Annotated in this window: 19 protein-coding genes; 4 read left to right on the top strand and 15 right to left on the bottom strand. The window is 70.6% G+C overall.

All coding sequences use genetic code 11. The features are described from left to right. Positions 1–6 precede the first annotated feature (6 nt). From MNOD_RS01965 to MNOD_RS01950, 4 genes are all read right to left on the bottom strand, one after another. Positions 7–1,584, bottom strand: a complete 1,578-nt coding sequence (locus MNOD_RS01965) for an ABC transporter substrate-binding protein (RefSeq protein ID WP_015927153.1) — start codon at positions 1,582–1,584, stop codon at positions 7–9. A 176-nt stretch (positions 1,585–1,760) separates the two neighbouring features. Next, a complete protein-coding gene (gene ureC, locus MNOD_RS01960) occupies positions 1,761–3,488 on the bottom strand; it encodes an urease subunit alpha (protein WP_015927152.1) in 1,728 nt (575 codons plus the stop codon). A gap of 33 nt (positions 3,489–3,521) precedes the next feature. Continuing rightward, positions 3,522–4,142 carry an urease subunit gamma gene (locus MNOD_RS01955; protein ID WP_015927151.1) on the bottom strand — a complete coding sequence of 207 codons (621 nt, stop codon included), beginning with the start codon at positions 4,140–4,142 and terminating at the stop codon, positions 3,522–3,524. Positions 4,143–4,220: 78 nt separating this feature from the next. Further along, positions 4,221–5,063, bottom strand: coding sequence for an urease accessory protein UreD (locus MNOD_RS01950; protein ID WP_015927150.1), 843 nt, complete (start codon positions 5,061–5,063; stop codon positions 4,221–4,223). A gap of 95 nt (positions 5,064–5,158) precedes the next feature. On the opposite strand from MNOD_RS01950, the gene MNOD_RS01945 reads away from it, so the two are divergent. Continuing rightward, positions 5,159–5,596, top strand: a complete 438-nt coding sequence (locus MNOD_RS01945) for a cupin domain-containing protein (protein WP_015927149.1) — start codon at positions 5,159–5,161, stop codon at positions 5,594–5,596. A gap of 125 nt (positions 5,597–5,721) precedes the next feature. Here MNOD_RS01945 and MNOD_RS01940 read toward each other — a convergent pair whose 3' ends face one another. The 5 genes from MNOD_RS01940 to ileS all read right to left on the bottom strand — a co-directional run bounded on the left by MNOD_RS01940 (position 5,722) and on the right by ileS (position 13,087). Beyond that, complete coding sequence (locus MNOD_RS01940; protein WP_015927148.1) at positions 5,722–7,035, bottom strand: M16 family metallopeptidase; 1,314 nt, start codon at positions 7,033–7,035, stop codon at positions 5,722–5,724. Between the two features lie 43 nt (positions 7,036–7,078). Next, positions 7,079–8,458, bottom strand: coding sequence for a M16 family metallopeptidase (locus tag MNOD_RS01935; protein WP_015927147.1), 1,380 nt, complete (start codon positions 8,456–8,458; stop codon positions 7,079–7,081). A 286-nt stretch (positions 8,459–8,744) separates the two neighbouring features. Next, positions 8,745–9,407 carry a hypothetical protein gene (locus tag MNOD_RS01930; RefSeq protein ID WP_015927146.1) on the bottom strand — a complete coding sequence of 221 codons (663 nt, stop codon included), beginning with the start codon at positions 9,405–9,407 and terminating at the stop codon, positions 8,745–8,747. 141 nt (positions 9,408–9,548) lie between these two features. Then, a complete protein-coding gene (gene lspA, locus MNOD_RS01925) occupies positions 9,549–10,046 on the bottom strand; it encodes a signal peptidase II (RefSeq protein ID WP_015927145.1) in 498 nt (165 codons plus the stop codon). Between the two features lie 71 nt (positions 10,047–10,117). Next, positions 10,118–13,087: an isoleucine--tRNA ligase gene (gene ileS, locus MNOD_RS01920; protein WP_015927144.1), complete on the bottom strand. Its 2,970-nt coding sequence runs from the start codon at positions 13,085–13,087 to the stop codon at positions 10,118–10,120. Positions 13,088–13,419: 332 nt separating this feature from the next. On the opposite strand from ileS, the gene MNOD_RS01915 reads away from it, so the two are divergent. Next, a complete protein-coding gene (locus tag MNOD_RS01915) occupies positions 13,420–13,695 on the top strand; it encodes a hypothetical protein (RefSeq protein ID WP_015927143.1) in 276 nt (91 codons plus the stop codon). Between the two features lie 152 nt (positions 13,696–13,847). Here MNOD_RS01915 and MNOD_RS01910 read toward each other — a convergent pair whose 3' ends face one another. Then, positions 13,848–14,864: a bifunctional riboflavin kinase/FAD synthetase gene (locus MNOD_RS01910; RefSeq protein WP_015927142.1), complete on the bottom strand. Its 1,017-nt coding sequence runs from the start codon at positions 14,862–14,864 to the stop codon at positions 13,848–13,850. Positions 14,865–15,307: 443 nt separating this feature from the next. Here MNOD_RS01910 and MNOD_RS01905 point away from each other — a divergent pair, with 443 nt between their 5' ends. Both MNOD_RS01905 and MNOD_RS01900 read left to right on the top strand, forming a co-directional pair. Further along, positions 15,308–15,691 (top strand): response regulator, encoded by a 384-nt coding sequence (locus tag MNOD_RS01905; RefSeq protein WP_015927141.1) that lies wholly within the window; start codon positions 15,308–15,310, stop codon positions 15,689–15,691. 141 nt (positions 15,692–15,832) lie between these two features. Then, positions 15,833–16,423 carry a protein phosphatase CheZ gene (locus MNOD_RS01900; RefSeq protein ID WP_015927140.1) on the top strand — a complete coding sequence of 197 codons (591 nt, stop codon included), beginning with the start codon at positions 15,833–15,835 and terminating at the stop codon, positions 16,421–16,423. Here the strand turns inward: MNOD_RS01900 and MNOD_RS01895 are convergent, their stop codons facing one another. The 5 genes from MNOD_RS01895 to fabA form a co-directional block, all read right to left on the bottom strand. Beyond that, complete coding sequence (locus tag MNOD_RS01895) at positions 16,424–17,329, bottom strand: TIGR01459 family HAD-type hydrolase (RefSeq protein ID WP_015927139.1); 906 nt, start codon at positions 17,327–17,329, stop codon at positions 16,424–16,426. It abuts the gene before it with no gap. Positions 17,330–17,432: 103 nt separating this feature from the next. Beyond that, positions 17,433–19,130 (bottom strand): adenine deaminase, encoded by a 1,698-nt coding sequence (gene ade, locus MNOD_RS01890; RefSeq protein WP_015927138.1) that lies wholly within the window; start codon positions 19,128–19,130, stop codon positions 17,433–17,435. 374 nt (positions 19,131–19,504) lie between these two features. After that, positions 19,505–20,332 (bottom strand): enoyl-ACP reductase FabI, encoded by an 828-nt coding sequence (fabI, locus tag MNOD_RS01885; protein WP_015927137.1) that lies wholly within the window; start codon positions 20,330–20,332, stop codon positions 19,505–19,507. A 39-nt stretch (positions 20,333–20,371) separates the two neighbouring features. Further along, positions 20,372–21,598: a beta-ketoacyl-ACP synthase I gene (fabB, locus tag MNOD_RS01880; RefSeq protein ID WP_015927136.1), complete on the bottom strand. Its 1,227-nt coding sequence runs from the start codon at positions 21,596–21,598 to the stop codon at positions 20,372–20,374. A gap of 72 nt (positions 21,599–21,670) precedes the next feature. Continuing rightward, positions 21,671–22,222, bottom strand: a complete 552-nt coding sequence (gene fabA, locus MNOD_RS01875) for a 3-hydroxyacyl-[acyl-carrier-protein] dehydratase FabA (protein WP_015927135.1) — start codon at positions 22,220–22,222, stop codon at positions 21,671–21,673. Between the last annotated feature and the right edge of the window lie 136 nt (positions 22,223–22,358).

The following is a 22,358-nucleotide window of genomic DNA, read 5'->3' as shown; positions in this document are numbered from 1 at the left end:
GGCCCCTCACTGCTTCTCGATGTTCCAGAACACCGGAGCCGGCCCCTGCAGGATGCCCTTCAGGGAGCTGCGCACCGCGAGCGGCGAGGTGTACTGCCCGGTCGGGAAGTACATGCCGATCTCGTAGGCCCGCTTCTGCACGTCGGCGGCGATGAGCTTCTGCTTGGCGGGATCGGTCTCGCGGGCATAGGCGTCCCGCATCGCCTCGATCTCCTTGTCCTCGGCCCAGCCGAACCAGCCGCCCTGCTTGCCCTTGCCGTTCACCCCGACATTGGCGATGGGGTTGAGCATGTCGGCATTGACCCAGGTGGTGTGGAAGATGTTCCAGCCGCCCTGGTCCACCGGATCCTGCTTGGCGCGGCGCCCGACCAGCGTCTGCCAGTCCATCGACTGCAGGTCGACCTTCATGCCGATATTGCGCAAAGCCTGCGCGGTCACCGGGCCGAGCGGCGCCACGATGGCGAGGTCCGTCGGCTGCATGATCACGATGGGCCGCCCGTCATAGCCGCCCTCCTTGAGGAGCTGCTTGGCCCGTGCCGGGTCGAGCTTCGGCGCCCCCGCATCGGTCGCGTTCGGCGTGCCGCAGACGAACATCGCCAGGCAGGGCTGCATGTAGTCCGGGTTGCCGATCTGCGCGTCGAGATAGTCCTGCTGGTTGACCGCGGCGAGCACCGCCTGCCGGATCTTCGGGTTGTCGAAGGGCGGGTTGAGCCAGTTCATCCGGAGCATGCCGGAGAAGCCGAGCGGGTTGTAGTTGTTGATGACGATGCCCTTGGCATCCTTCAGGATCGGCAGGAAGTCGTGCGGCGGCTGCTCGATGTAGTCGATCTCGCCATTGATGAGGGCATTCACGGCGGTCTGGTAGTCGGGGATGTTAATCCACTCGACCCGGTCGAGCTTGACGACCTTGCCGCCGGCGAGCCAGCTCGGCGGCTCGGCGCGGGGCACGTAGTCGGGATTCTTCTCGTAGACGACCTTGAGGCCGGGCTGGAACTCGGCCTTGACGAAGCGGAATGGCCCCGAGCCGATCTCCTCCGGCACGTTTTTGTCGGCCGGCGTCTCGGCGATGCGCTTGGGCATGATGAAGGGCACGTTCGACGACGGCTTGCCGAGCGAGGCGAGCACGAGGCCGTAGGGCTGCTTCAGGGTCAGCGTGAAGGTCTTGTCGCCCACGGCCTTCATGGCCGTGGTGTATTCCATGAGTTTCTGGCCCATGCCGTCGCGCTTGCCCCAGCGCTCGATCGAGGCGATGCAGTCCTCCGCCGTGACCGGCGTGCCGTCATGGAATTTCAGCCCATCGCGCAGCGTGAAGGTATAGGTCAGCTTGTCGTCACTGACGGAATAGTCCTTCACCATCTGCGGCCTGATCTCGAAACGCTCGTCCGTGGCGAAGAGCGTGTCGTAGATCATGTAGCCGTGGTTGCGGGCGATGTAGGCGGTGGTGATGATCGGGTCGGTGATGCGCAGGCCCGAATGCATCACGGCCTTGAGCACGCGTTTGTCCTGCGCGGCGGCCTGACCGGCCGCCAGCACCAGGGCCGCCCCGAAGGCAACCGCCATCCGTCTCGTCAGACCCGACCGCATCCTCGTTCTCCCCGCTGAAGCGCCGGTGGTCCTATGCATGCGGCGGACCAGGAACCGCCGACCGACATCGGATCGGATCGCGGGGCAGGTGTCCAGGGGGGGAGCGACGTTTCCGCCGGACATCTCCCCTCTCCCGAGCGGGAGAGGGGACACGCTGCGCGTCGTCCGCGCTGAGTTCAGAAGAGAAAATACCGCTGCGCCATCGGCACCACCTCGGCGGGCTCGCAGACGAGGAGCTGCCCGTCCGCCCGCACGTCGTAGGTCTCGGGATCGACCTCGATCACCGGCGTGGCGTCGTTGAGAATCATGCTGCGCTTGCCGATGCCGCCGCGCACGTTCTCGACCGCGACGAGGTCCTTCTGCACGCGCAGCCGGTCGCGCAGGCCCGCTTCGACCGCCGCCTTCGACACGAAGGTGAGGGAGGTGGTGGCGGGCACCCGGCCGAAGGCGCCGAACATCGGCCGGTAATGCACCGGCTGGGGCGTCGGGATCGAGGCGTTCGGGTCGCCCATCGGCGCCGTCGCGATGGCGCCGCCCTTGATGACGAGGTCGGGCTTCACGCCGAAGAAGGCGGGCGACCACAGGACGAGGTCGGCGAGCTTGCCCGGCTCGACCGAGCCGATGTGCTTCGCCACGCCGTGCGCGATCGCCGGGTTGATCGTGTACTTCGCCACGTAGCGCCGGGCGCGCAGGTTGTCATTGCCGGCCGAATCGCCCGGCAGGGCGCCGCGCTGGCGCTTCATCTTGTCGGCGGTCTGCCATGTGCGGATCACCACCTCGCCGACGCGGCCCATGGCCTGGCTGTCCGAGGACATGATCGAGAGGGCGCCGAGATCGTGCAGGATGTCCTCGGCCGCGATCGTCTCCTTGCGGATGCGGCTCTCCGCGAAGGCGAGATCCTCGGGGATCGCGGGCGACAGGTGATGGCACACCATCAGCATGTCGAGATGCTCGTCGATGGTGTTGCGCGTGTAGGGCCGGGTCGGGTTGGTGGAGGAGGGCAGCACGTTCGGAAGCCCCGCCACCTTGATGATGTCGGGCGCGTGCCCGCCGCCGGCCCCCTCGGTGTGGAAGGCATGGATGGTGCGGCCCTTGAAGGCCGCGATCGTGTCCTCGACGAAGCCCGATTCGTTGAGCGTGTCGGTGTGGATCATGACCTGCACGTCGTGGGAATCCGCGACCGTAAGGCAGCAATCGATCGCAGCGGGCGTCGTGCCCCAATCCTCGTGCAGCTTGAGCGCGCAGGCGCCCGCCCGGATCATCTCCTCCAGGCTCTCGGGCCGTGAGGCATTTCCCTTGCCGGCGAAGGCCAGGTTCATCGGGAAGGCGTCGGCGGCCTCGATCATCCGGGCGATGTGCCAGGGGCCGGGCGTGCAGGTGGTGGCGAAGGTGCCATGCGCCGGGCCCGTCCCGCCGCCCAGCATCGTGGTGACGCCGGAATTCAGTGCCTCCTCGATCTGCTGCGGGCAGATGTAGTGGATGTGGCTGTCGAAGCCGCCCGCAGTGAGGATCTTGCCCTCGCCCGCGATTACCTCGGTGCCGGGCCCGACCACGATGGTGACGCCGTCCTGAATGTCCGGATTGCCGGCCTTGCCGAGCGCCGCGATGCGCCCGCCTGTCAGGCCGACATCGCATTTCACGATGCCCCAATGATCGAGGACGACCGCATTGGTGATCACGGTGTCGACGGCACCGGCGGCGTTGCTCGCCTGCCCCTGGCCCATTCCGTCGCGGATCACCTTGCCGCCGCCGAACTTCACCTCCTCGCCGTAGCGGGTGTGGTCGTGCTCGACCTCAATGACGAGGCAGGTATCGGCGAGCCGGATGCGGTCGCCCTTGGTCGGGCCGAACATGCCCGCATAGGCGGCGCGGGGCAGGCTCGCGGGTTTGGGCGTGTTGGACACGGGGAGAGAATCCTTCGGAAGCAGAGGGGGCGGTCAGAGCTGACCCATCACGTCGCCGCGGAAGCCGTACACTTCCCGGGCGCCGCCCATCGGCACCAGCGTCACCTCGCGGGTCGCGCCCGGCTCGAAGCGCACCGCCGTGCCGGGCGCGATGTCGAGGCGCTGGCCGCGGGCCTTCTCCCGGTCGAAGTGGAGCGCCGGGTTCACCTCGAAGAAATGGTAGTGGGAGCCGACCTGGATCGGCCGGTCGCCGGTATTGGCCACCTCGATCACGGTGCGCGGGGCGCCCGCGTTGAACACGATCTCGCCTGGGGGCGTCGTCACGGCGCCCGGCACCTCGGCGGAAGGCGCGCCCCGGATCGGGTGGTGCACCGTCACGAGCTTGGTGCCGTCCGGGAAGGTCGCCTCGACCTGGATGTCGTGGATCATCTCCGGCACGCCCTCCATCACCTGGGAGGCGTCGAGCACCTGCGCGCCGGCTTGCATCAGCTCGGCCACGGTGCGCCCGTCGCGGGCGCCCTCGACCACGAAATCGGTGATGAGCGCCACCGCCTCGGGGAAGTTGAGCTTCACGCCCCGGGCCAGACGGTTGCGGGCCACCTGGGCCGCCATGGCGACGAGGAGCTTGTCCTTCTCGCGGGGGGTCAACAGCACGGGCGCGTCCTCGAGATTCTTAAAGCCCCGGCATCCTTCACGAGGCTTGAGCAGGAGGCAAGAAGCGCGCCGGGCGGGTCAGGTCTGCCAGACGCGGGGCAGCGGAACCCCGCGGAATCCTTCGAGGATCCGCGTCGCGGCCTGCCGCAGGGGGCCGATCCCGCGGGCGAGCAGGCGAACCGCAAGCAGGCCGTTCCAGGCGCTCGCCCCGGCCTCGATGCCGAGGCCCTCGCATCCCGCCGTCTCGATCAGCGCCCGCATCTCCTCGAGCCGCGCCTCGGCATCGGCCGCGACATGGATCAGGGTCGCGAGCGCCCGGGCCCCGCCGGCGATCGCCGGCCGGGCCATCTGGTCGGCGATGGGGCCGTCCAGGCGAAGCGTGTCGGCATAGACGAGGCGGCCCGCCCGGGACAGCCGCCAGACGTCGTGGAGGAGGCCCTCGCTCACGGTCTCGCCCCGGGCGGCGCGGCCGAAGACCAGCGCCTCGAACAGGGTCAGGGTCGCGCCGGGAGCAAGCTCCGCCGTGAGGCGCCGCCGCAGCCGCGCGCCGTCATACAGGATCGTCTCCTGCGGCAGCCATGCGAGCCGGGCGCCCTCCGCCACCCGGAGATCCGCCGCGATCTCGGTCACGGGGCCGTCCGAGCGGTAGATCTTCTCCGCCGCCGTGGTGGTGAGGACGAGGTCCGCCCCCGGGGCGAGATCCGCCGCAATGGCGAAACGGTCGCCGCAGGCGATCCCGCCCGCGCTGTTGAGGAAGACGCCTTCGAGCGCGCCGCCCGCCATCTGCGGCAGGCGCAGGCGTAAGGGGCCGCTCTCGGCGAGGTCCGTCAGGCGGGTCGCGCCGCCCGGCATCCGGCCGGCGACGAGCATGACGCGGCCGTCGGAGCGCTGGCGCTGCGGCCAGGGGGCAGGGGAGGACATCGCCGCTGATTTTAAGCGTGGCGGTGGCCCGCCGCGCAAGTCGCTTCCGCGGCGCGGCCGGGCTAGAATCCGGGTCTTCCTTGCGGAGCGAGCGCATGTCCGACGTCGTCGACTCTCCCACCTGCCGCGTCGTCCGCGCGGGCGACGCGTTCGTGGGCAAGCAGGCCCTGACCTATGCGCCGGGGATCTCGGCCGAATCGGTCGGGTCGCGCGGCATCCATCTCCAGACCGTGACCATGCCGCCCGGCGCCCGGGCGAGGGCGCATCTGCACGAGGGGCACGAGACGGCCCTGCATGTGCTGAGCGGGGTCGCCGGCATGTGGTACGGGCCGCGCCTGGAGCATCACATGTGGAACCGGGCCGGCGATTACGTCTACATCCCGGCCGGCGTGCCGCACCTGCCCTACAATGCCAGCCGCACCGAGACCTGCATCGCCGTGATCGCGCGCACGGACCCGAACGAGCAGGAGAGCGTGGTGCTGTTGCCGGAGCTGGACGAGGTGCGGCCGGCCGGTGAGGACCCGATGGCCTGATGGGGTCCGGGGCCCGCGGCCTCGGCGGATCCAAGGCGGAGTCTTGGTGGGTTCGGGCGAAGCCCGATGCAGGGGCATCCTGCCCCTGCACCCCGGCCAGAGGGCCGTCGGCCCTCTGGACTCCCTCAGATCTCCGTCGGCCGGCCGGCGGCCACCACCAGGAGGCGGCCGTCGCCGAGGGTGCGCGCGGCGGCGCGGCGGATGTCGTCCTGGGTCACGGCGGCGATCAGGCCGTTGCGGCGGCTGATATAGTCGATGCCGAGCCCCTCGAAGGCCACCTGGACGAGCTGGTGGGCGATCTTCGTCGAGGTGTCGAAGCCGAGCGCGTAGGAGCCGGTCAGGTAGTCCTTGGCCTTCTGCAGCTCCTCGTCGGAGGGCCCGTCGCGGGTGAGCCGCGCGATCTCCTCCCCGATCACCGACAGCGCCTCGGCCACGCGCTCGTTCTTGGTGGCCGTGTAGCCCCAGACCATCGAGGCGGCGCGGTGGCTCACCAGCGAGGTGCCGACCGAATAGGCGAGGCCGCGCTTCTCGCGCACCTCCTGGAACAGCCGCGACGTGAAGGCGCCGCCGCCCAGGATATGGTTGAGCACATAGGCCGGGATGAAGTCCGGGTCGCGCCACGGCACGCCGTCGGCGCCGAAGCGGATCACCGATTGCGGCACGTCGAGATCGACCACGATCCGCCGGCCCGAGCCCGCGGTGCCCAAGCCCGCGATCCGGGTCGGCGGCACCTCGGCGAGCGGGCCGCCCTCGGAGAGAGGCCCGAAGGCCGCGTCGAGGGCGCGCTGCAGCGCCGCCTCGCCGATCGCGCCCACCGCCGCGACCTTGACCCGCGCGCGGCTGATCAGCCGGCGGTGCAGCGCCACGAGGTCGTCGCGAGTGATGCTCGCCACGCTCTCGAGCGTGCCGCCGGAGGGGCGGCCATAGGGATGGCCCGGATAGGCCTCGGAGAAGAAGCGGCGGGAGGCCATCACGCCGGGGTCGTTCTGCTGGTAGCGGATCCCCGCCAGCATCTGCGCGCGCACGCGCTCGACCGCCGCCTCGTCGAAGCGGGGCTCGGCGAGGGCGAGTGCCAGAAGCTCGATCGCCTCGTCCGCGTGCTTGACCAGCATCTTGAGCGAGCCGCCGACCGCGTCGGGCCCGGCATGGAAATTGAGCTCGATCGCCCGCGCCGCGAGCCGCTCCTGGAAGGCGTCCGAGCCGTAGGGGCCGGCGCCCTCGTCGAGAAGGCGCGACAGCATCTGCACCGCGCCGGACTTGCCCTCCGGGTCCTGGGCGGCACCGCCCTCGAAGGTGAAGGCGAGCGCGACCAGCGGGACGACGGGGGACTCGACGTGCCACGCCTCGACACCGCTCGCGGCGATCACGGACCGGGCCTTGGCCGGGGAGGAGGGGGTGGCGAGGGCGGCGGTCCGGGTGGCGGCGTCGGCCAGGGTCATGGGGACCTCTTGTCTTGGTGTCAGGTCGGGCGGGCGGCAGCCGTCAGGCGACGGCCGCATCGGCCTCGCGGGCCTTCGTCAGATAGCCGGTCACGGAGCGGGCCGGGGTGAGATAGCGCTCGGCCGCAGTCGCGAGCCGGTCCGCCTCCACGGCCTCGATGTCGGCGGGCCAGCGGCGCACCTCCTCGATGCTCTCGCCGATGGCGAGCGCCGAGCCGTAGATGCGGGCGAGCGAGGACTGGCTGTCCGAGGAATAGACCGTCTCGGCGACGAGCCGGGTCTTGGCGCGCTCCACCGCCTCGGGGGCCAGCGCCTCGGCGGGCAGGCGCCGCAGCGCCCGGTCGAGCGCCTCCTCCAGCCTCTCGAGGGACACGCCCTCGGCCGGCACGGCGTAGACCGAGAAGCGGGTGTCGTCCATGGCCGAGCCCATGTACCAGGCCCCGGCATTCACCGCGACGCCCTGCTCCATCACCAGCGAGCGGTAGAGATAGGAGGTCGGGCCGCCGCCCATCACCTCGGCGAGGAGTTCGAGCGCGTGACCCTCGCCGTCCTTTGCGGTGATGCAGGACGGGGTGAGGTAGAGGCGCTGGAGCGTCGGCTGCTCGACCTTCGGATCCGCGACGCTGAGCCGCCGGGCCGCGCGGGGCTCCGGCTCGCGGGGCCGCAGGCGCACCGGCCGCTCGCCGCGGGGCGCGACCTGCCCGTAGGTCGCCTCGGCGAGGCGCCGCACCTCGTCGCCGGTCACGTCGCCGGCAACCACCAGGATCGCGTTCTCGGGGGTGTAGAAGCGCTGGTAATAGGCGAGCGCATGGGTGCGGTTCAGCTCCTCGATCTCGTGCATCCAGCCGATGATCGGGATGCCGTAGGGGTGGTGGACGAAGAGCGAGGCGGCCATGGCCTCGGAGAGCTGCGCGCTCGGGTCGGTCTCGACCCGCATGCGGCGCTCCTCCAGCACCACGTCGCGCTCGGGCGCCACCACGGCGTCGTCGAGGACGAGGCCGGTCATCCGGTCGGCCTCGAATTCCATCATGGTCTTCAGGTTGTCGCGGGCGACGCGCTGGAAATAGGCCGTGTAGTCGAAAGACGTGAAGGCATTCTCCTGGCCGCCCAGGCTCGACACCGCCTTCGAGAAGGCGCCCGCCGGGTGCTTCGCGGTGCCCTTGAACATCAGGTGCTCGAGGAAATGCGCGATGCCGGACTGGCCGAGCGGATCATCGGCCGAGCCGTTGCGGTACCAGATCATGTGGGTGGCGACGGGCGCCCGGTGGTCGGGGATGACGACCACGTCGAGGCCGTTGTCGAGGGTGAAGGACGCGACCTCGGGCCCGCCCGCCTCGGCCCGCCCGTACGGCGCCGCATCGAGGCGCAGGGCGGGGCCGGGTCTGTCGGTCGGGCGGAGGAGAGGGCGCGTCCTGGAATGCATGCTGATTTCCTTGAAGCAGGGCCGCCGGAACCGACCGCGATGATGGTGGACCGCCCCCGTTAACGGAAGCCCTCCAGGCCCGCGCGCCGCGCGGGTCTGCATCCGGATGTGGGGCGGTTGAACATGCGTTTCTAGAACATTTTAAGGCGGAGGGCCTCCCTCCGCCCGTTTTGAGTCAATCTTTTCGGCCTGCCGCGAAGCTTTTCGGCCTGCGGCGAAGGTTCGGCGCGGGTCGAAGCTTGGCCCGCACTTGCCGCGACCCTTGGCCCGCGACCGGAGCGCAGCGTCACTGCTGCCGCGAGCGCAAGTAGGCGCGCGGATCGGCCTCTTCGCGGTCGCTGATCGGCATGCCCTTGGGGCCGCTATCCGAGCGGACGAGCCTGCCGCCCGGCGGCGCGCGGTAGCCGGTGGGCGGATCGGTCAGCATGTCGCGGCTCGGCTCAACGTCCGAGGGCGTCGCGTCCTCGTCCTTGCGGCCCTTGAACAGCTCCAGGGGGCTGAGCCAGGTCGCCTCGCGCACGTTGTCGCCCGGCTTGTAGACCGGCTCCTTCGGGATGCCGGCGCCCTCGCGGCGGCCTCCCCGCATCTCGTGGATCGACAGCGTGGTGTTGTTGTCGCTCATGCGGCCCTGCTCGCCGCGCATGCCCCGCGGCTTGCGGTCGTCCTCGGCCCGGCGCGCGCGGGCGACGGCCTCGGGATCGGTCGGCCATTGCGGGGCCACCTCCCGCACGGCGCTGCGCGGCACCGGCGGCGGCAGCGCGGCCTTGTCCATCTTCGGCGGCAGCACGAGGGGGGCCCGCTCGCGGTAGGTGATGGTCGGCCGCTCCGGCTCGATCAGCCCGATGGACGACAGCGCCTTCTTCATGAACACGCCGTCCTCCGCCTGGGCGCCCGGCGCCGCGCCGCAGAGGATCGCCGTGAGGGCGAGGATCGTGCGCTGGTTTCTCATGCTGTCTCCCCGAAACCCGCCGGCTCGACGGTCGGTCCGGCCTGGGCGCGGTTTCGGGCGAAGGTATGGCGCCGCAGGTGTGTGACGCAACGGCGCGCCGGCCCTGTGTCGGGCGAAACACACAAACGTTCGCGCCTGCGCTCAGGCGTCGGAGCGGATCTCCCGGGCGTTCCGCCTCTCGGCCCGGACCGCGTCGTAGAGCAGCCCGGCGACGCCGAGGACGATGCCCGCATCCGCGACGTTGAACACGTACCAGGACCAGCCGCCCGCATGCAGGTGGACGAAGTCGAACACCGCCCCGTAGGCGATGCGGTCGATGGCGTTGCCGATCGCCCCGCCGACGATCAGACCGAGCGCGCCGGCGAGGAGCCGCGTGCCCGTCCGCGCCATCCAGGCCGTGAGGGCCACGGCGGCGAGGACCGAGACCGCCACGAGCAGCCAGCGCCCGAGTTCGGTGTGCTGCTGGAAGAGGCCGTAGGACACCCCGCGATTCCAGACCACGACGAGCTGCGCGAAGGGAGCGAGCACGATCGGCTGGCGGATCGGGAGGTCAGTGAGGAACAGGAGGCCGAGCTTCGTCGCCTGGTCGAGGACGAGCGTCGCCGCCGCGACGAGAAGGCCGAAGGGAAGGGGGCGCATTCAGCGGGGATCCGGATGCCCGGCGGGGCCCCGCTCCCGCTCGGGAGAGAGGCCCCGCCTCGGAAATGAGGTCATTCCGCGGCCTTGGCGTGCAGGGCATCCCACTCGCGCAGGGCCTGCGCGTCGCGGGGCGTCACGTCCGGATAGTCCGGATCGCTGCCGACGCTCGGCAGCACCTTCCACGAGCGGGCGCATTTGCGGCCCTCGGCCAGGGCCGGGACCACGGCGACGCCGCCGACGTCGTCGAGCCGGAAGGCGTCCTGCGGGCCCTCGCCCGCCTCGATCCGGATATCCGAGGTGATGCAGATCTCCGCGAAGTCGATGCCGTCGAGCGCCGCCTGCAGATCGGGATCCGCCAAGTAGACGATTGGGGCCGCCTCCAGGCTCGCACCGATGCGCTTCTTCGCGCGCTCGATCTCCAGCGCCCCGGTCACCACCCGGCGCACGCGCCGGATCCTCGCCCAGCGGGCCGCCAGCGCCTCGTCGCGCCAGTCCGACGGCGTGTCCGGCAGGGTCTGCAGATGGACCGAGCCGTCCTCGGAGGGATAGCGCGACAGCCACGCCTCCTCGGCCGTGAAGGCGAGGACGGGGGCGAGCCAGACCACCACGCGCCGGAAGGTCTCGTCCACCACCGTGAGCGCGGCCCGGCGCACTGTGCTGGAGAGCGGATCGCAGTAGAGCGCGTCCTTGCGCACGTCGAAGTAGAACGAGGAGAGATCGCCGGTCATGAAGCCGTTGAGGAGCGCCACGACCCGCTTGAAATCGTAGGTCCGGTAGGCCTCGCGGATCTCCCCGTCGAGCTCGGCGAGCCGGTGCAGGATGAAGCGCTCCAGCTCCGGCATGGCCTGCGGCGCGACGCGGTCCTCCGGCCGGTGATGGGCGAGCGTGCCGAGCATCCAGCGTAAGGAATTGCGCAGCTTCCGGTAGGTCTCCGAGAAGGTCTTGATGATCGGCGGGCCGATGCGCAGGTCGTCCGTGTAGTCGGAGGCGGCCACCCACAGGCGCAGGATGTCGGCGCCCGAGGCCGCGATCACGTCCTGCGGGGCGACCACGTTGCCGCGCGACTTCGACATCTTCTCGCCCTTGGGGTCGAGGACGAAGCCGTGGGTGAGCACCACGTCGTAGGGCGCGCGGCCGCGGGTGCCGCAGGATTCGAGCAGCGAGGAATGGAACCAGCCGCGGTGCTGGTCCGAGCCCTCCAGGTACATCACCGTGTCGTCGCCGCCGTCGCGGCGGCGGCGGATGCCGGCGAGCCCCGGGAAGGCGACCGGATCCTCCAGCGTGAAGGCATGGGTCGAGCCCGAATCGAACCAGACGTCGAGGACGTCCGTGACCTTCTCGTAGGCGGCCGGGTCGTGGTCGGGGGCGAGGAAGCGGGCGCCGTCCGGATCGGCGAACCATGCATCCGCGCCCTCTTCCGCGAAGGCCGCGACGATGCGGGCATTGACCCGCTCGTCGCGCAGGATCTCGCTCGTGCCCTTCTTCACGAAGACCGTGATCGGCACGCCCCAGGCGCGCTGGCGGGACACCACCCAGTCCGGCCGGTTGGCGATCATGCCGGTGATGCGGTTCTGCCCCTGCGGCGGCACCCATTCGGTGGCGGCGATCTCGCGCAGAGCCACCTCGCGCAGGGTCTTCGACCCGAGCGACGCCACGGGGGCGTCGAGGGCGATGAACCATTGCGGCGTGTTGCGGAAGATGACGCGCTTCTTCGAGCGCCAGGAATGCGGGTAGCTGTGCTTCAGCGTGCCGCGCGCGACAAGCGTGCCGGCCTCGGCGAGGGCCGCGATCACCGCCTTGTTGGCATCGCCCTTCTCGCCCTTCTCGGTCAGCACCCGCCGGCCGGTGAAGCCCGGCGCCTCGACGGTCAGCACGCCGTCCGCGTCGACCGTGTAGGGGATCCTGACATCGATGCCGCGCTCGCGCAGGGCGCGGCTGTTCGCCATCCAGACCTCGAAGTCCTCGCGGCCGTGGCTCGGCGCCGTGTGGACGAAGCCCGTGCCGGCCTCGTCGGTCACGTGCTCGCCCTCCAGCATCGGCACCGGGAAGCGGTAGCCCTCGTTCCACCCGCCGAGCGGATGCGCGAGCGTCAGCCCCGCCAGCGCCTCGGGCGCCACGTCGGCCAAGCGCTCCACAGCATCGACCCGAGCAGCCTTGAAGACGTCGCCCGCGAGTTCGTCAGCAACAATGCAACGAAAATCAGGTTGGACCCAGTTCTCTTCAGGAGCGGCGGAAACACGATAAAGTCCGTACGAAATCTTGCGGGAATAGGCCACGGCCCGGTTGGCCGGGATGGTCCAAGGGGTGGTGGTCCAGATGACGACGTGGGCGCCGGCGAGGGCCGGGTCGGCGGAGGTCACGACCGGGAAGGCGGCCCAGATCGCGTCACTGACGATGTCCTCGTACTCGACCTCGGCCTCGGCGAGCGCGGTCTTCTCGACCACCGACCACATCACCGGCTTGGAGCCGCGATAGAGCTGGCCGGTCATCGCGAAGGTCATCAGCTCGCGGGCGATCTGCGCCTCGGCCGGATAGGCCATGGTCGAGTAGGGATGGTCCCAGTCGCCGGTGACGCCGAGCCGCTTGAACTCCTCGCGCTGCACCGACAGCCAATGCTCCGCGAAGGCGCGGCACTCGCGGCGGAACTCGATGACCGGCACCTCGTCCTTGTTGCGCCCCTTGGCCCGGTACTGCTCCTCGATCTTCCACTCGATCGGCAGGCCGTGGCAGTCCCAGCCCGGGACGTAGTTGGCGTCGGTGCCGAGCAGGCCGGCGGCCCGCACCACCACGTCCTTCAGGATCTTGTTCAGCGCCGTGCCGATATGGATGTGGCCGTTGGCGTAGGGCGGCCCGTCGTGCAGGACGAATTTCGGGCGCCCCGCCGCGGCGGCGCGGATGCGGCCGTAGAGGTCGATCGCCTGCCAGCGCTTCAGGATCTCCGGCTCGCGCTCGGGCAGGCCGGCCCGCATCGGGAAGTCGGTGCGGGGCAGGAACAGCGTCTCGGAATAGTCGCGCCCGGAGGCGGGCTTGGTCTCGGTCATGGTCGAGGGCTCGTGTGGCGGGCGCCGCGGGCTTCAAGGCCGGGGCCCTTGTCGTGCAATCGGTCAGCGAACGGCATCCCGACCCCCGCAGGGCCGCCGTCGCGGCCCTCAGGCGGAAGCCGGGCTCGTAATTCGCCGCAGAGGGCTCGGCCGGTGACGCGATTCGGACATCCGACCCTCTTAGCAGGGGCGGGGCGGCGGGGGAAGCGCTCCCGCCATCCGGCGCATGCGCAGGCCGCGTCGCGGCCTGCCGTCCCGGGCGCACCGGGGAACGCCGGCCGGTCTCGCGACTTGACGCTGCGGAGGCTCCATTCGGACCGAAGGAGGCCGTCATGCGCACCCTCGTCCCCATCCTCGTCCTCGCGGTGTCACTGAGCGCCCCGGCGCTCGCCGCCGAGGCCAGGGGCTCGGCCGTGCAGCCGCGGGCCGCAGCGCCCTATAGCGGATCGCCCCAGGTCGGAACGCCCTACGACGACATCGACGCCACCGGCAGCGTGGGACCGACCGACCCGATCCTGATCCCGGATTACGACGGGCCCGAGATCGATGTCGACCGGCCGCGCCGCGACGAGACCGAGCGGGCGCTGCGCGAGTTCATTCCGGAATAGGGAGCGGACATGATCCCAACGGCCCAGGCTGCTGACGCAACAGGCGCTGACGCATCGGGCCGTTGACCCACCTCGAATTGTCGATATCAAGCCACAGGCTTGGCGACAATGCGAGAGCGGAACCAACGGTCACATGAAAATGACCGTTGGTATTAGCCGAGCATCGACGGAACCTCGTCGCGCGCCAGCAGGGCACGGGCCTGCGCCGCGTCCTCGTGCATCTGCGCAACCAGCGCCTCGGCGCTATCGAAGCGGGCCTCGCCGCGGAGGAAGCCGACGAACTCCACGGCGATCCTCTGCCCGTAGAGGTCGCCCGAGAAGTCGAACAGGGTCGTCTCGAGGAGGGGAGCACCGTTGTCGAAGGTCGGGCGCCGCCCGTAGCTTGCCACACCCTCGCGCAGGGCGCCGTCCGCGAGGCGCACCCGCACCGCATAGATGCCGTGGGCCAGGCCGCAGGCCGGCAGCGCCACGTTGGCGGTCGGGAAGCCGAGGGTGCGCCCGCGCTTGTCGCCGTGGCGCACCACCCCCTGCACGAACCAGCGGAAGCCGAGCAGACGGTTGGCCCCGGCCACGTCGCCCGCCTCCAGGGCCGCCCGGATGGCGCTCGACGAGACCGGCACCTCGCCGCACTCGGCCGCGACCGGCTCGATCACCCGGCAGGTGAGGCCATGCTCCGCGCAGAGGGCCTGCAGCACCGCGGGCGTTCCCTCCCGCCCCCGCCCGAAGTGGAAGTCGTGCCCGATCACCACTCCGGTGAGGCCGAGCTCGTCCTTGAGGAGCCGCCCCACGAAAGCGGCCGCGCTGGTGCCGGCGAGCGCCGCGTCGAAGCGGCGCACGAAGACGCCGTCGATGCCGAGCCGCGCCAGCACGGCGAGTTTCGCGCCCTCGTCGGTCAGCCGGAACATGCCGACGTCGGGCGCGAAGAACTCGCGCGGATGCGGCTCGAAGGTCAGCACGGCGCTCGGGCGGCCGGCGGCAGCGGCGATCTCCCGCACGGCCGCAATCAGGGCGCGATGCCCCCGATGCAGGCCGTCGAAATTGCCGATCGCCGCGACCGCGCCGCGCAGGCCCTCGGGCACCGGTTCGCCGTCTCGGTTGACGATCAGCACGGAACGCGGCGGGGCGGACGCCGCGGAACCTGTCGCGGCGGTCTCGTCGCTCGGCGGCATGGGGATCCGATCGTGTCTGCGCGGCAGTTGCGGTCACTCCGCGGCCGGAGGCCGGGACGCCTCGGGCCGAGGCGGCGCGACCCTGTCGAAAAGCGCCCGACGGGTCAAGCCGGCGCAAGCCCGCCCGCCACGGATCGCCGGGAGGCACGCGGCGTCCTCCGGCTGGGCGGCTGCGTGCAGCGGCCGGCGGCCGCAGAGTCACTCTCGGACAGATCGCCTCAAGGGTCCGGCCAAGCGGTGCACCGCATTGAGCGGCCAGTGATTCCGCACAACGGCAGGGAGGCCACCGACCGGGTTCGATTGGTCGGATACCCGATTAACCGCTTCGCAACGGGGCGGGACTACACGTAGAGGTCAGAAGCGCCGCCCGGTGCTTCCCCTCATCATCGCTGCGGGCCCCGGTGTGCGCCGAATGCGCCTTGCCCGCCAATGGAGCCGGACTGATGGCCCTCGACCTCAGCATGCCGATCCTCGTGGTAGACGACTACCAGACGATGGTCCGCATCATCCGCAACCTGCTCAAGCAGCTCGGTTTCGAGGAAGTCGACGATGCGTCCGACGGCACCGGCGCGCTCGCGAAGCTGAAGCAGAAGAAATACGGCCTCGTGATCTCCGACTGGAACATGGAGCCGATGACGGGCTACGAGCTGCTGCGGCACGTGCGGGCCGACGACGCGCTGCGCACGACGCCCTTCATCATGGTGACGGCGGAATCGAAGACCGAGAACGTCATCGCGGCCAAGAAGGCCGGGGTGAACAACTACATCGTCAAGCCGTTCAACGCGCAGACGCTGAAGACCAAGATCGAGGCGGTTTGCGGCGCCTGACCGGCGGCGCTGATCGCCGCTCCGCGGCCCGGGCCGCGGGGGATGCCTCACACCCCGTTTCGGCTCAGCGGCGCGATGCAACAGCTCGACGTCGCCTCGCTCCGGGATCGGAGCGCGGCGGGCCGGAGAGGGAGCCGTGCCTTGCTCGGGGACAGAATGGTCCGGCTGGTCACCATGCTGATGCGAAAGAGGACCGACGGGCCATCCGCGTCGGCGGCGCCCACGGCCGACACCATCGATGCCGGCACGATCGTGCAGGATCTCATCGAGATCGCGGATTACATCAAGCGGCTCAAGCAGGCGATCGCCCACCTGCGGGCGAACGAGCTGCGTTGCGACCGCCTGCCCATGGCGCATGACGAACTCGGCAGCGTCGTTTCCGCCACCGCGAGCGCGACCAACCGCATCATGGAGGTTGCGGAAGGCATCCTGTCGATCGAGGACGACACGCTCGAGGGCTACCGCGCCAAGGTCGAGGCGGGGATCTTCCAGATCTTCGAGGCCTGCACCTTCCAGGACATCACCGGGCAGCGCATCGCCAAGGTCGTCGACGCGCTGGGTCAGGTCGAGGAGCGCCTGACCCACTTCGCGTCTGTCGTGAAGGTCAGCGACGGCGAGGTCGACCCGGAGGAGGCCCGTCGCAAGGCGCGGCGCGAGGAACTCCTCCTGAATGGCCCGCAGCTCAAGGGGCCCGAGACGCCGCAGGACGCGATCGACGCACTCTTCGCCTGATCACCAGCGCAGCACCTCGATGACCGCATCCGGGTGCACCGGCTGGGCTTCCAGCCAATGCGCCACCTCGGCGAGCGGGGCGCCGGCCGCGCAGCCGAGCTCTTCGGCGTGGATGCCCCGCGCCACCAGCACGGAGGCGATACCGAAGCCATGGGCTCCGGCGATATCGGTGCGGATCGCGTCGCCGATGGCGAGCACCCGCCCGGACGGTGCCGGCGGCAGCCCGTCGAGGGCGGCCGCGGCCTCGACGGCCGCCTCATAGACCGGCCTGTGCGGCTTGCCGGCATAGATCACCTCGCCGCCCATCGCCTCGTAGAGGCTCGCGATCGCCCCCGCGCAGGGAATGAGCCGCGCCCCGCGCTCGACCACGAGGTCGGGATTGGCGCAGATCATCGGCAGCCCGCGCTCCTTCAGGGGAGCCAGGGAGGGGCGGTAATCCTCCGCCGTCTCGACGTCGTCGTCGAACAGCCCGGTGCAGACCACGTGCTCGGCCTCATCGGGCGGCACGCGCCGCGCCGGCAGCCCCTCGAAGATCGGCAGGTCCCGGTCGGGGCCGAGATGGTAGAGCGGCGCGTCGCCCCTGGCGGCGATCAGGGCGCGGGTGAGGTCGCCGGAGGTCACGATGGCATCGTAGGCCGAGCGCGGCAGGCCGAACCCGTCGAGCTGCACCTGGATGGCCGAGCCCGGCCGCGGTGCGTTCGAGACCAGTACCACCCGCCGCGGGCGCTCGCCGGGCAGAGCACGGAACCGCGTCAGCGCGTCGCCCGCGGCCGCGTGGGCGCGCACGCCGTCATGCAGCACGCCCCAGACGTCGCAGAGAATCACGTCGAAGCGCGGCGCGAGATCGGCGATGCCATCGAGGATCGGGACCTCGTCCGGCCTGGGCTTCACGCGCGTATCCGCCATCGCTCCCACCTCTCATGCTGCGCCGCAGCAATGCCTGGCAGCCCCGAGTTAGAAGGGCGGACGCCAAAAGGCAACGGCCTTTCCCCGAGGTTCAGCGCAAGGGTCAGCCCAGCAGCCTCATGCGGTCGACGTCGACGAGGCCGCGATCGGTGATCTTCAGGTGCGGGATCACCGGGAGCGGAAGGAACGCCACCTGGAGGAAGGGCTCCGGCAGCGTGCAGCCGAGGGTGCGGGCGGCCTCCCGCAGGGGATGGAGGGCGTCGCGCACCGCCTCGAAGGGCAGGTCGCTCATCAGCCCGGCGATGGGCAGCGCCAGCTCGGCGAGCACGGTGCCGCCCGCCGCCACCACGAAGCCGCCCTGGAGGGCGATCAGCCGGTTGATCGCCACTGCCATGTCGGCATCGTCCGCCCCGACCACGCAGAGATTGTGGCTGTCATGGCCGACCGACGAGGCGATGGCGCCGCGCCGCAGCCCGAAGCCCTGCACGAAGCCGCGCCCCATTCCCGGCCTGCCGTGCCGGGCGATCACCGCGACCTTCACCACGTCCTGGTCGAGGTCGCAGCCCGCGCATCCGTTCGCGGCCGGGAGCTCCAGACGGCGGTGCTCGGTGATGATGCGCCCCGGCACGACGCCGATCACCGAGGTCTCGGCCCCATCGGCGCCGGGGATGCGGAAGTCCTCCGCGGCGACCGGAGCGGCCTTGACGCTGCCGCGGCCAGGCGCGGGGGTGCGGGCGCGGCCGGCGAAGAGCGCCTCCTCGACCGCTCGCCCGCCCGCGATCACGCGGGCGACCGCGCAGGCTTCGAGATCGTCGAGGAGCACGATATCCGCCCGCCGCCCGGGAGCGATCATGCCCCGGTCGGTGAGGCCGAAGGCCGTCGCGGCGCTGAGCGAGGCCGCCCGGTAGGCCGCGAGCGGCGGAACGCCGAGCCTGATCGCCGTGCGGATGAGGTGGTCGAGATGGCCCTCCTCGGCGATGTCGAGCGGGTTGCGGTCATCGGTGCAGAAGGCGAGGAAGGGCGAGGTCGCGACCGTGAGGAGGGGCGCCAGCGCCGCCAGGTCTTTCGAGACCGACCCTTCCCGGATCAGTACCGTCATGCCCTTGCGGATCTTCTCCAGCGCCTCCGCGGCGCCGGTGGCCTCGTGGTCGGTGCGGATGCCCGCCGCCGCATAGGCGTTGAGGCCGGATCCGGAGAGCAGCGGCGCGTGGCCGTCGACATGGCGGCCGGCGAAGGCCGCGAGCTTGGCGAGGCAGCCGGGATCGGCTTGGACCACGCCCGGGAAATTCATGAATTCGGCGATCCCCAGCGAGCGCGGATGGTCCCGGTAGGGGAGGAGGTCCGCGGCCTCGATCCGGGCGCCGGCGCTCTCGAGATCCGTGGCGGGCACGCAGGAGGAGAGCTGCACCCGGATGTCCATGGCCGTCTCGGTCGAAGCCTGGAGGGCGTAGTCGAAAGCCGCCGTGCCGAGCACGTTGGCGAGCTCGTGCGGATCCCAGATCGCCGTCGTGACCCCGTGCGGCAGCACGCACCGGTCGAATTCGTGCGGCGTGATGAGCGATGATTCGATGTGGAGATGGGTGTCGATGAAGCCCGGCACCGCGATCCGGCTCGCCGCCTCGATCACCCGCGCGCCCTCGTACTCCCCGTAGGTGCCGACGACGACCTCGCCGCAGACGGCGATGTCGGTCGGCACGAGTTCGCCGGTGACGAGATCGAGGAGGCGCGCTCCGCGGATCACGAGGTCGGCCGGTTCGCGGCCGGCGCCCTGTGCGATCCGGCGGGCGATCTCAGCGGGCATGGGCGGGCTCCTGGCGCTGGCAGAGCGCCAGCTTCGCAGAGCCGCCGGAGCGGCGCCAGATCAATCAGTTGCCACTGGCCGGGCCGCCCCTGGGGGATGAAACCGGCTGACTGAGCGCTCCCGCTCACGGCAGCCAACCCCGGCCCTCATGCTGAGGTGCTGCGTAGCAGCCTCGAAGCACGCCTGACCGCTGGTCCAAGGCTCTGGTGGATGGGAGCACCGGTCCGGCGTGCGTGCCGGCTGATGCCGGCCAGAGGCTCGCTCCGGTGCGATCTTCGATCGCCAGCACCTCGGCATGAGGAGCGGGGCGGCTGCCACCCAGGTCAGTTTCTAGCTAGATCGGCGCCACGTTCAGGCGCCGGCCTGCCGGCGGTTCAGTCGCCCACCACCCCGGCATCGTCCTGGGCCTTCAGCACGGCGGGGCGCGGCATCGCGATGATGTTGAAGCCGCAATCCACGAAGTGGACCTCGCCGGTGACGCCGCTCGACAGGTCGGACAGGAGGTAGAGCGCCGCCCCGCCGATCTCCTCGATGGTGGCGTTGCGGCGCAGCGGGGCATGGGCGCGCTGGTGGTTGAACATCAGGCGCGCATCCGTGATGCCCGCCCCCGCGAGGGTGCGCACGGGCCCGGCCGAGATCGCGTTCACCCGGATGCCGTCCGGGCCGAGATCGGAGGCGAGATAGCGCACCGAGGCCTCCAGGGCAGCCTTGGCGAGGCCCATCACGTTGTAGTTCGGCATAACCCGGGTGGCGCCCCCGAAGGTCAGCGTGAGCAGCGCGCCGCCCGGCCGCAGGCGCTTGGCCGCCCGCTGCGCCACCTCCGTGAAGGAGAAGCAGGAGATCACCATCGTGCGGGAAAAGTTCTCGCGCGTGGTCGCGTCGACGTAGCGTCCCTTGAGCTGTGTCTTGTCGGAATAGCCGATGGCGTGGACCACGAAGTCGAAGCCGTCCGGCCAAGCGTCGCCCAGCGCCGTGAAGACCGCATCGACGCTTCCCAGATCCTCCACGTCGCAGGGCAGCACGATCCGCGAGCCGAGCGAGGCGGCGAGCGGCGTCACCCGGCGCCCCAGTGCCTCGCCCTGATAGGTGAAGGCCAGCTCGGCCCCCTGGGCCGCGAGGGCCTTGGCGACGCCCCAGGCGATGGAATGGTCGTTCGCGACCCCCATGATGAGGCCGCGCTTGCCTGCCATCAGACCCGTCACGCCCGCTCTCCCCGTCCTATCCGTGCCGTCTCGGTCCCGTCAGGCGTCGACGTGCTTCAGGATCAATGTCGCATTGGTGCCGCCGAAGCCGAAGGAATTCGACAGCACATGGCCGAGCCGGGCGTCGTCCACGCGGCGGCGCAGGATCGGCATGTCCGCGAAGGCCGGGTCGAGCTCGTCGATATGGGCGCTCTCGCAGATGAAGCCGTTGTTCATCATCAGGAGCGAGTAGATCGCCTCCTGCACGCCGGTGGCCCCGAGCGAGTGGCCGGTGAGGGACTTGGTGGCGGAGATCGGCGGGCAGGAATCGCCGGTGCCGAACACCTCGCGGATCGCCTCGATCTCCTTGTCGTCGCCGACCGGCGTCGAGGTGGCGTGCGGGTTGATGTAGTCGATCGTCACGCCCTTGAGGCCGGCGAGCGCCTGGCGCATGCAGCGCACCGCGCCCTCGCCCGAGGGCGCCACCATGTCGTGCCCGTCCGAGGTCGCCCCGTAGCCGGCGATCTCGCCGTAGATCCGCGCGCCGCGCGCCTTGGCGTGCTCCAACTCCTCGAGCACCAGCACGCCCGCGCCGCCCGCGATCACGAAGCCGTCGCGGCCCGCGTCGTAGGCCCGCGAGGCCCGGGCCGGGGTGTCGTTGTACTTGGCCGACATGGCGCCCATCGCGTCGAACAGGACCGAGAGGGTCCAGTCGAGTTCCTCGCAGCCGCCCGCGAAGATGATGTCCTGCCGGCCCGCCTGGATGATCTCGGCGGCGTTGCCGATGCAATGGTTCGAGGTCGCGCAGGCGGAGGAGATCGAGTAGTTCACGCCCTTGATCTTGAACCACGTGGCGAGCGTGGCCGAGGCCGTCGAGCACATCGCCTTCGGCACCGCGAAGGGGCCGACGCGCTTCGGGCCCTTGGCGCGGGCGATGTCCGCGGCTTCGACGATGGCGCGGGTCGAGGGCCCGCCCGAGCCCATGATGATGCCGGTGCGCTCGTGCGAGACCTCGCGCTCCTCGAGGCCGGCATCGCGGATCGCCTGCTCCATCGCCACGTGATTCCAGGCGGTGCCGCCGCCGTGGAAGCGCATGGCGCGCCGGTCGACCACGCTCTCCGGGTCGAGGGTCGGCGCCCCCTGCACCTGACAGCGGAAGCCGTGGGCCGCGAAGGACTCGGCATGGGTGATGCCGGATCGTGCCTCGCGCAGGCTCGCCAGCACTTCCTGCGTGTTGTTGCCGATGGACGAGACGATGCCCATCCCGGTGATCGCGACGCGCCTCATGACGATCGCAGCCCTCCTGCGCGGCGTGTGAAGCGCCGTCTCGTTGTCACCTAGGACCGTGTCGGCCCGATCTCAACCGCCCGCGGGGGCGGCAGCCTGGAACAGGCCCACCCGCAGGTCCTGGGCTTCGTAGATGCGGCGGCCATCCGCCTCAAGCCAGCCATCCGCGATCCCGAGCACGAGCCGGCCCTGGCGTACGCGCTTGAGGTCGACGCCGTAGACCACCTTGCGGACGCTCGGCAGCACCTGGTCGGTGAACTTCACCTCGCCGACGCCGAGCGCCCGGCCGCGGCCCGGAGAGCCGAGCCAGCCGAGGAAGAACCCGACCATCTGCCAGAGCGCGTCGAGCCCGAGGCAGCCCGGCATCACCGGATCGCCCTGGAAATGGCAGGGAAAGAACCAGAGGTCCGGCCGCACGTCGAGTTCCGCCCGCACATGCCCCTTGCCGTGGGCGCCGCCGTCCCGGCCGATCGAGACGATGCGGTCGAACATCAGCATGGGCGGGAGCGGAAGCTGCGCGTTTCCGGGGCCGAACATCTCGCCGCGCCCGCAGGCGAGCAGATCCTCGTAGGAGAACTGCGAGGGCCGGGTCTGGGCGTCGGTGGCGGGCGTGTCGGCGGACATGGAGACGGCGCAATCCTCGTCGGCTGGCGGTTCGGGATGGGCACATGGCCCGCAGAGCGGCGCCTGTAGCATAGCGCGCCCAGGGGTTCAAAGCCGTCCGGAAGGCCGAAGGGCCAGACGTGAACTATAACATTTC

Source organism: Methylobacterium nodulans ORS 2060 (genome assembly GCF_000022085.1).
Lineage (GTDB): Bacteria > Pseudomonadota > Alphaproteobacteria > Rhizobiales > Beijerinckiaceae > Methylobacterium > Methylobacterium nodulans.
This window is presented reverse-complemented; position numbering and strand designations above follow the sequence as displayed.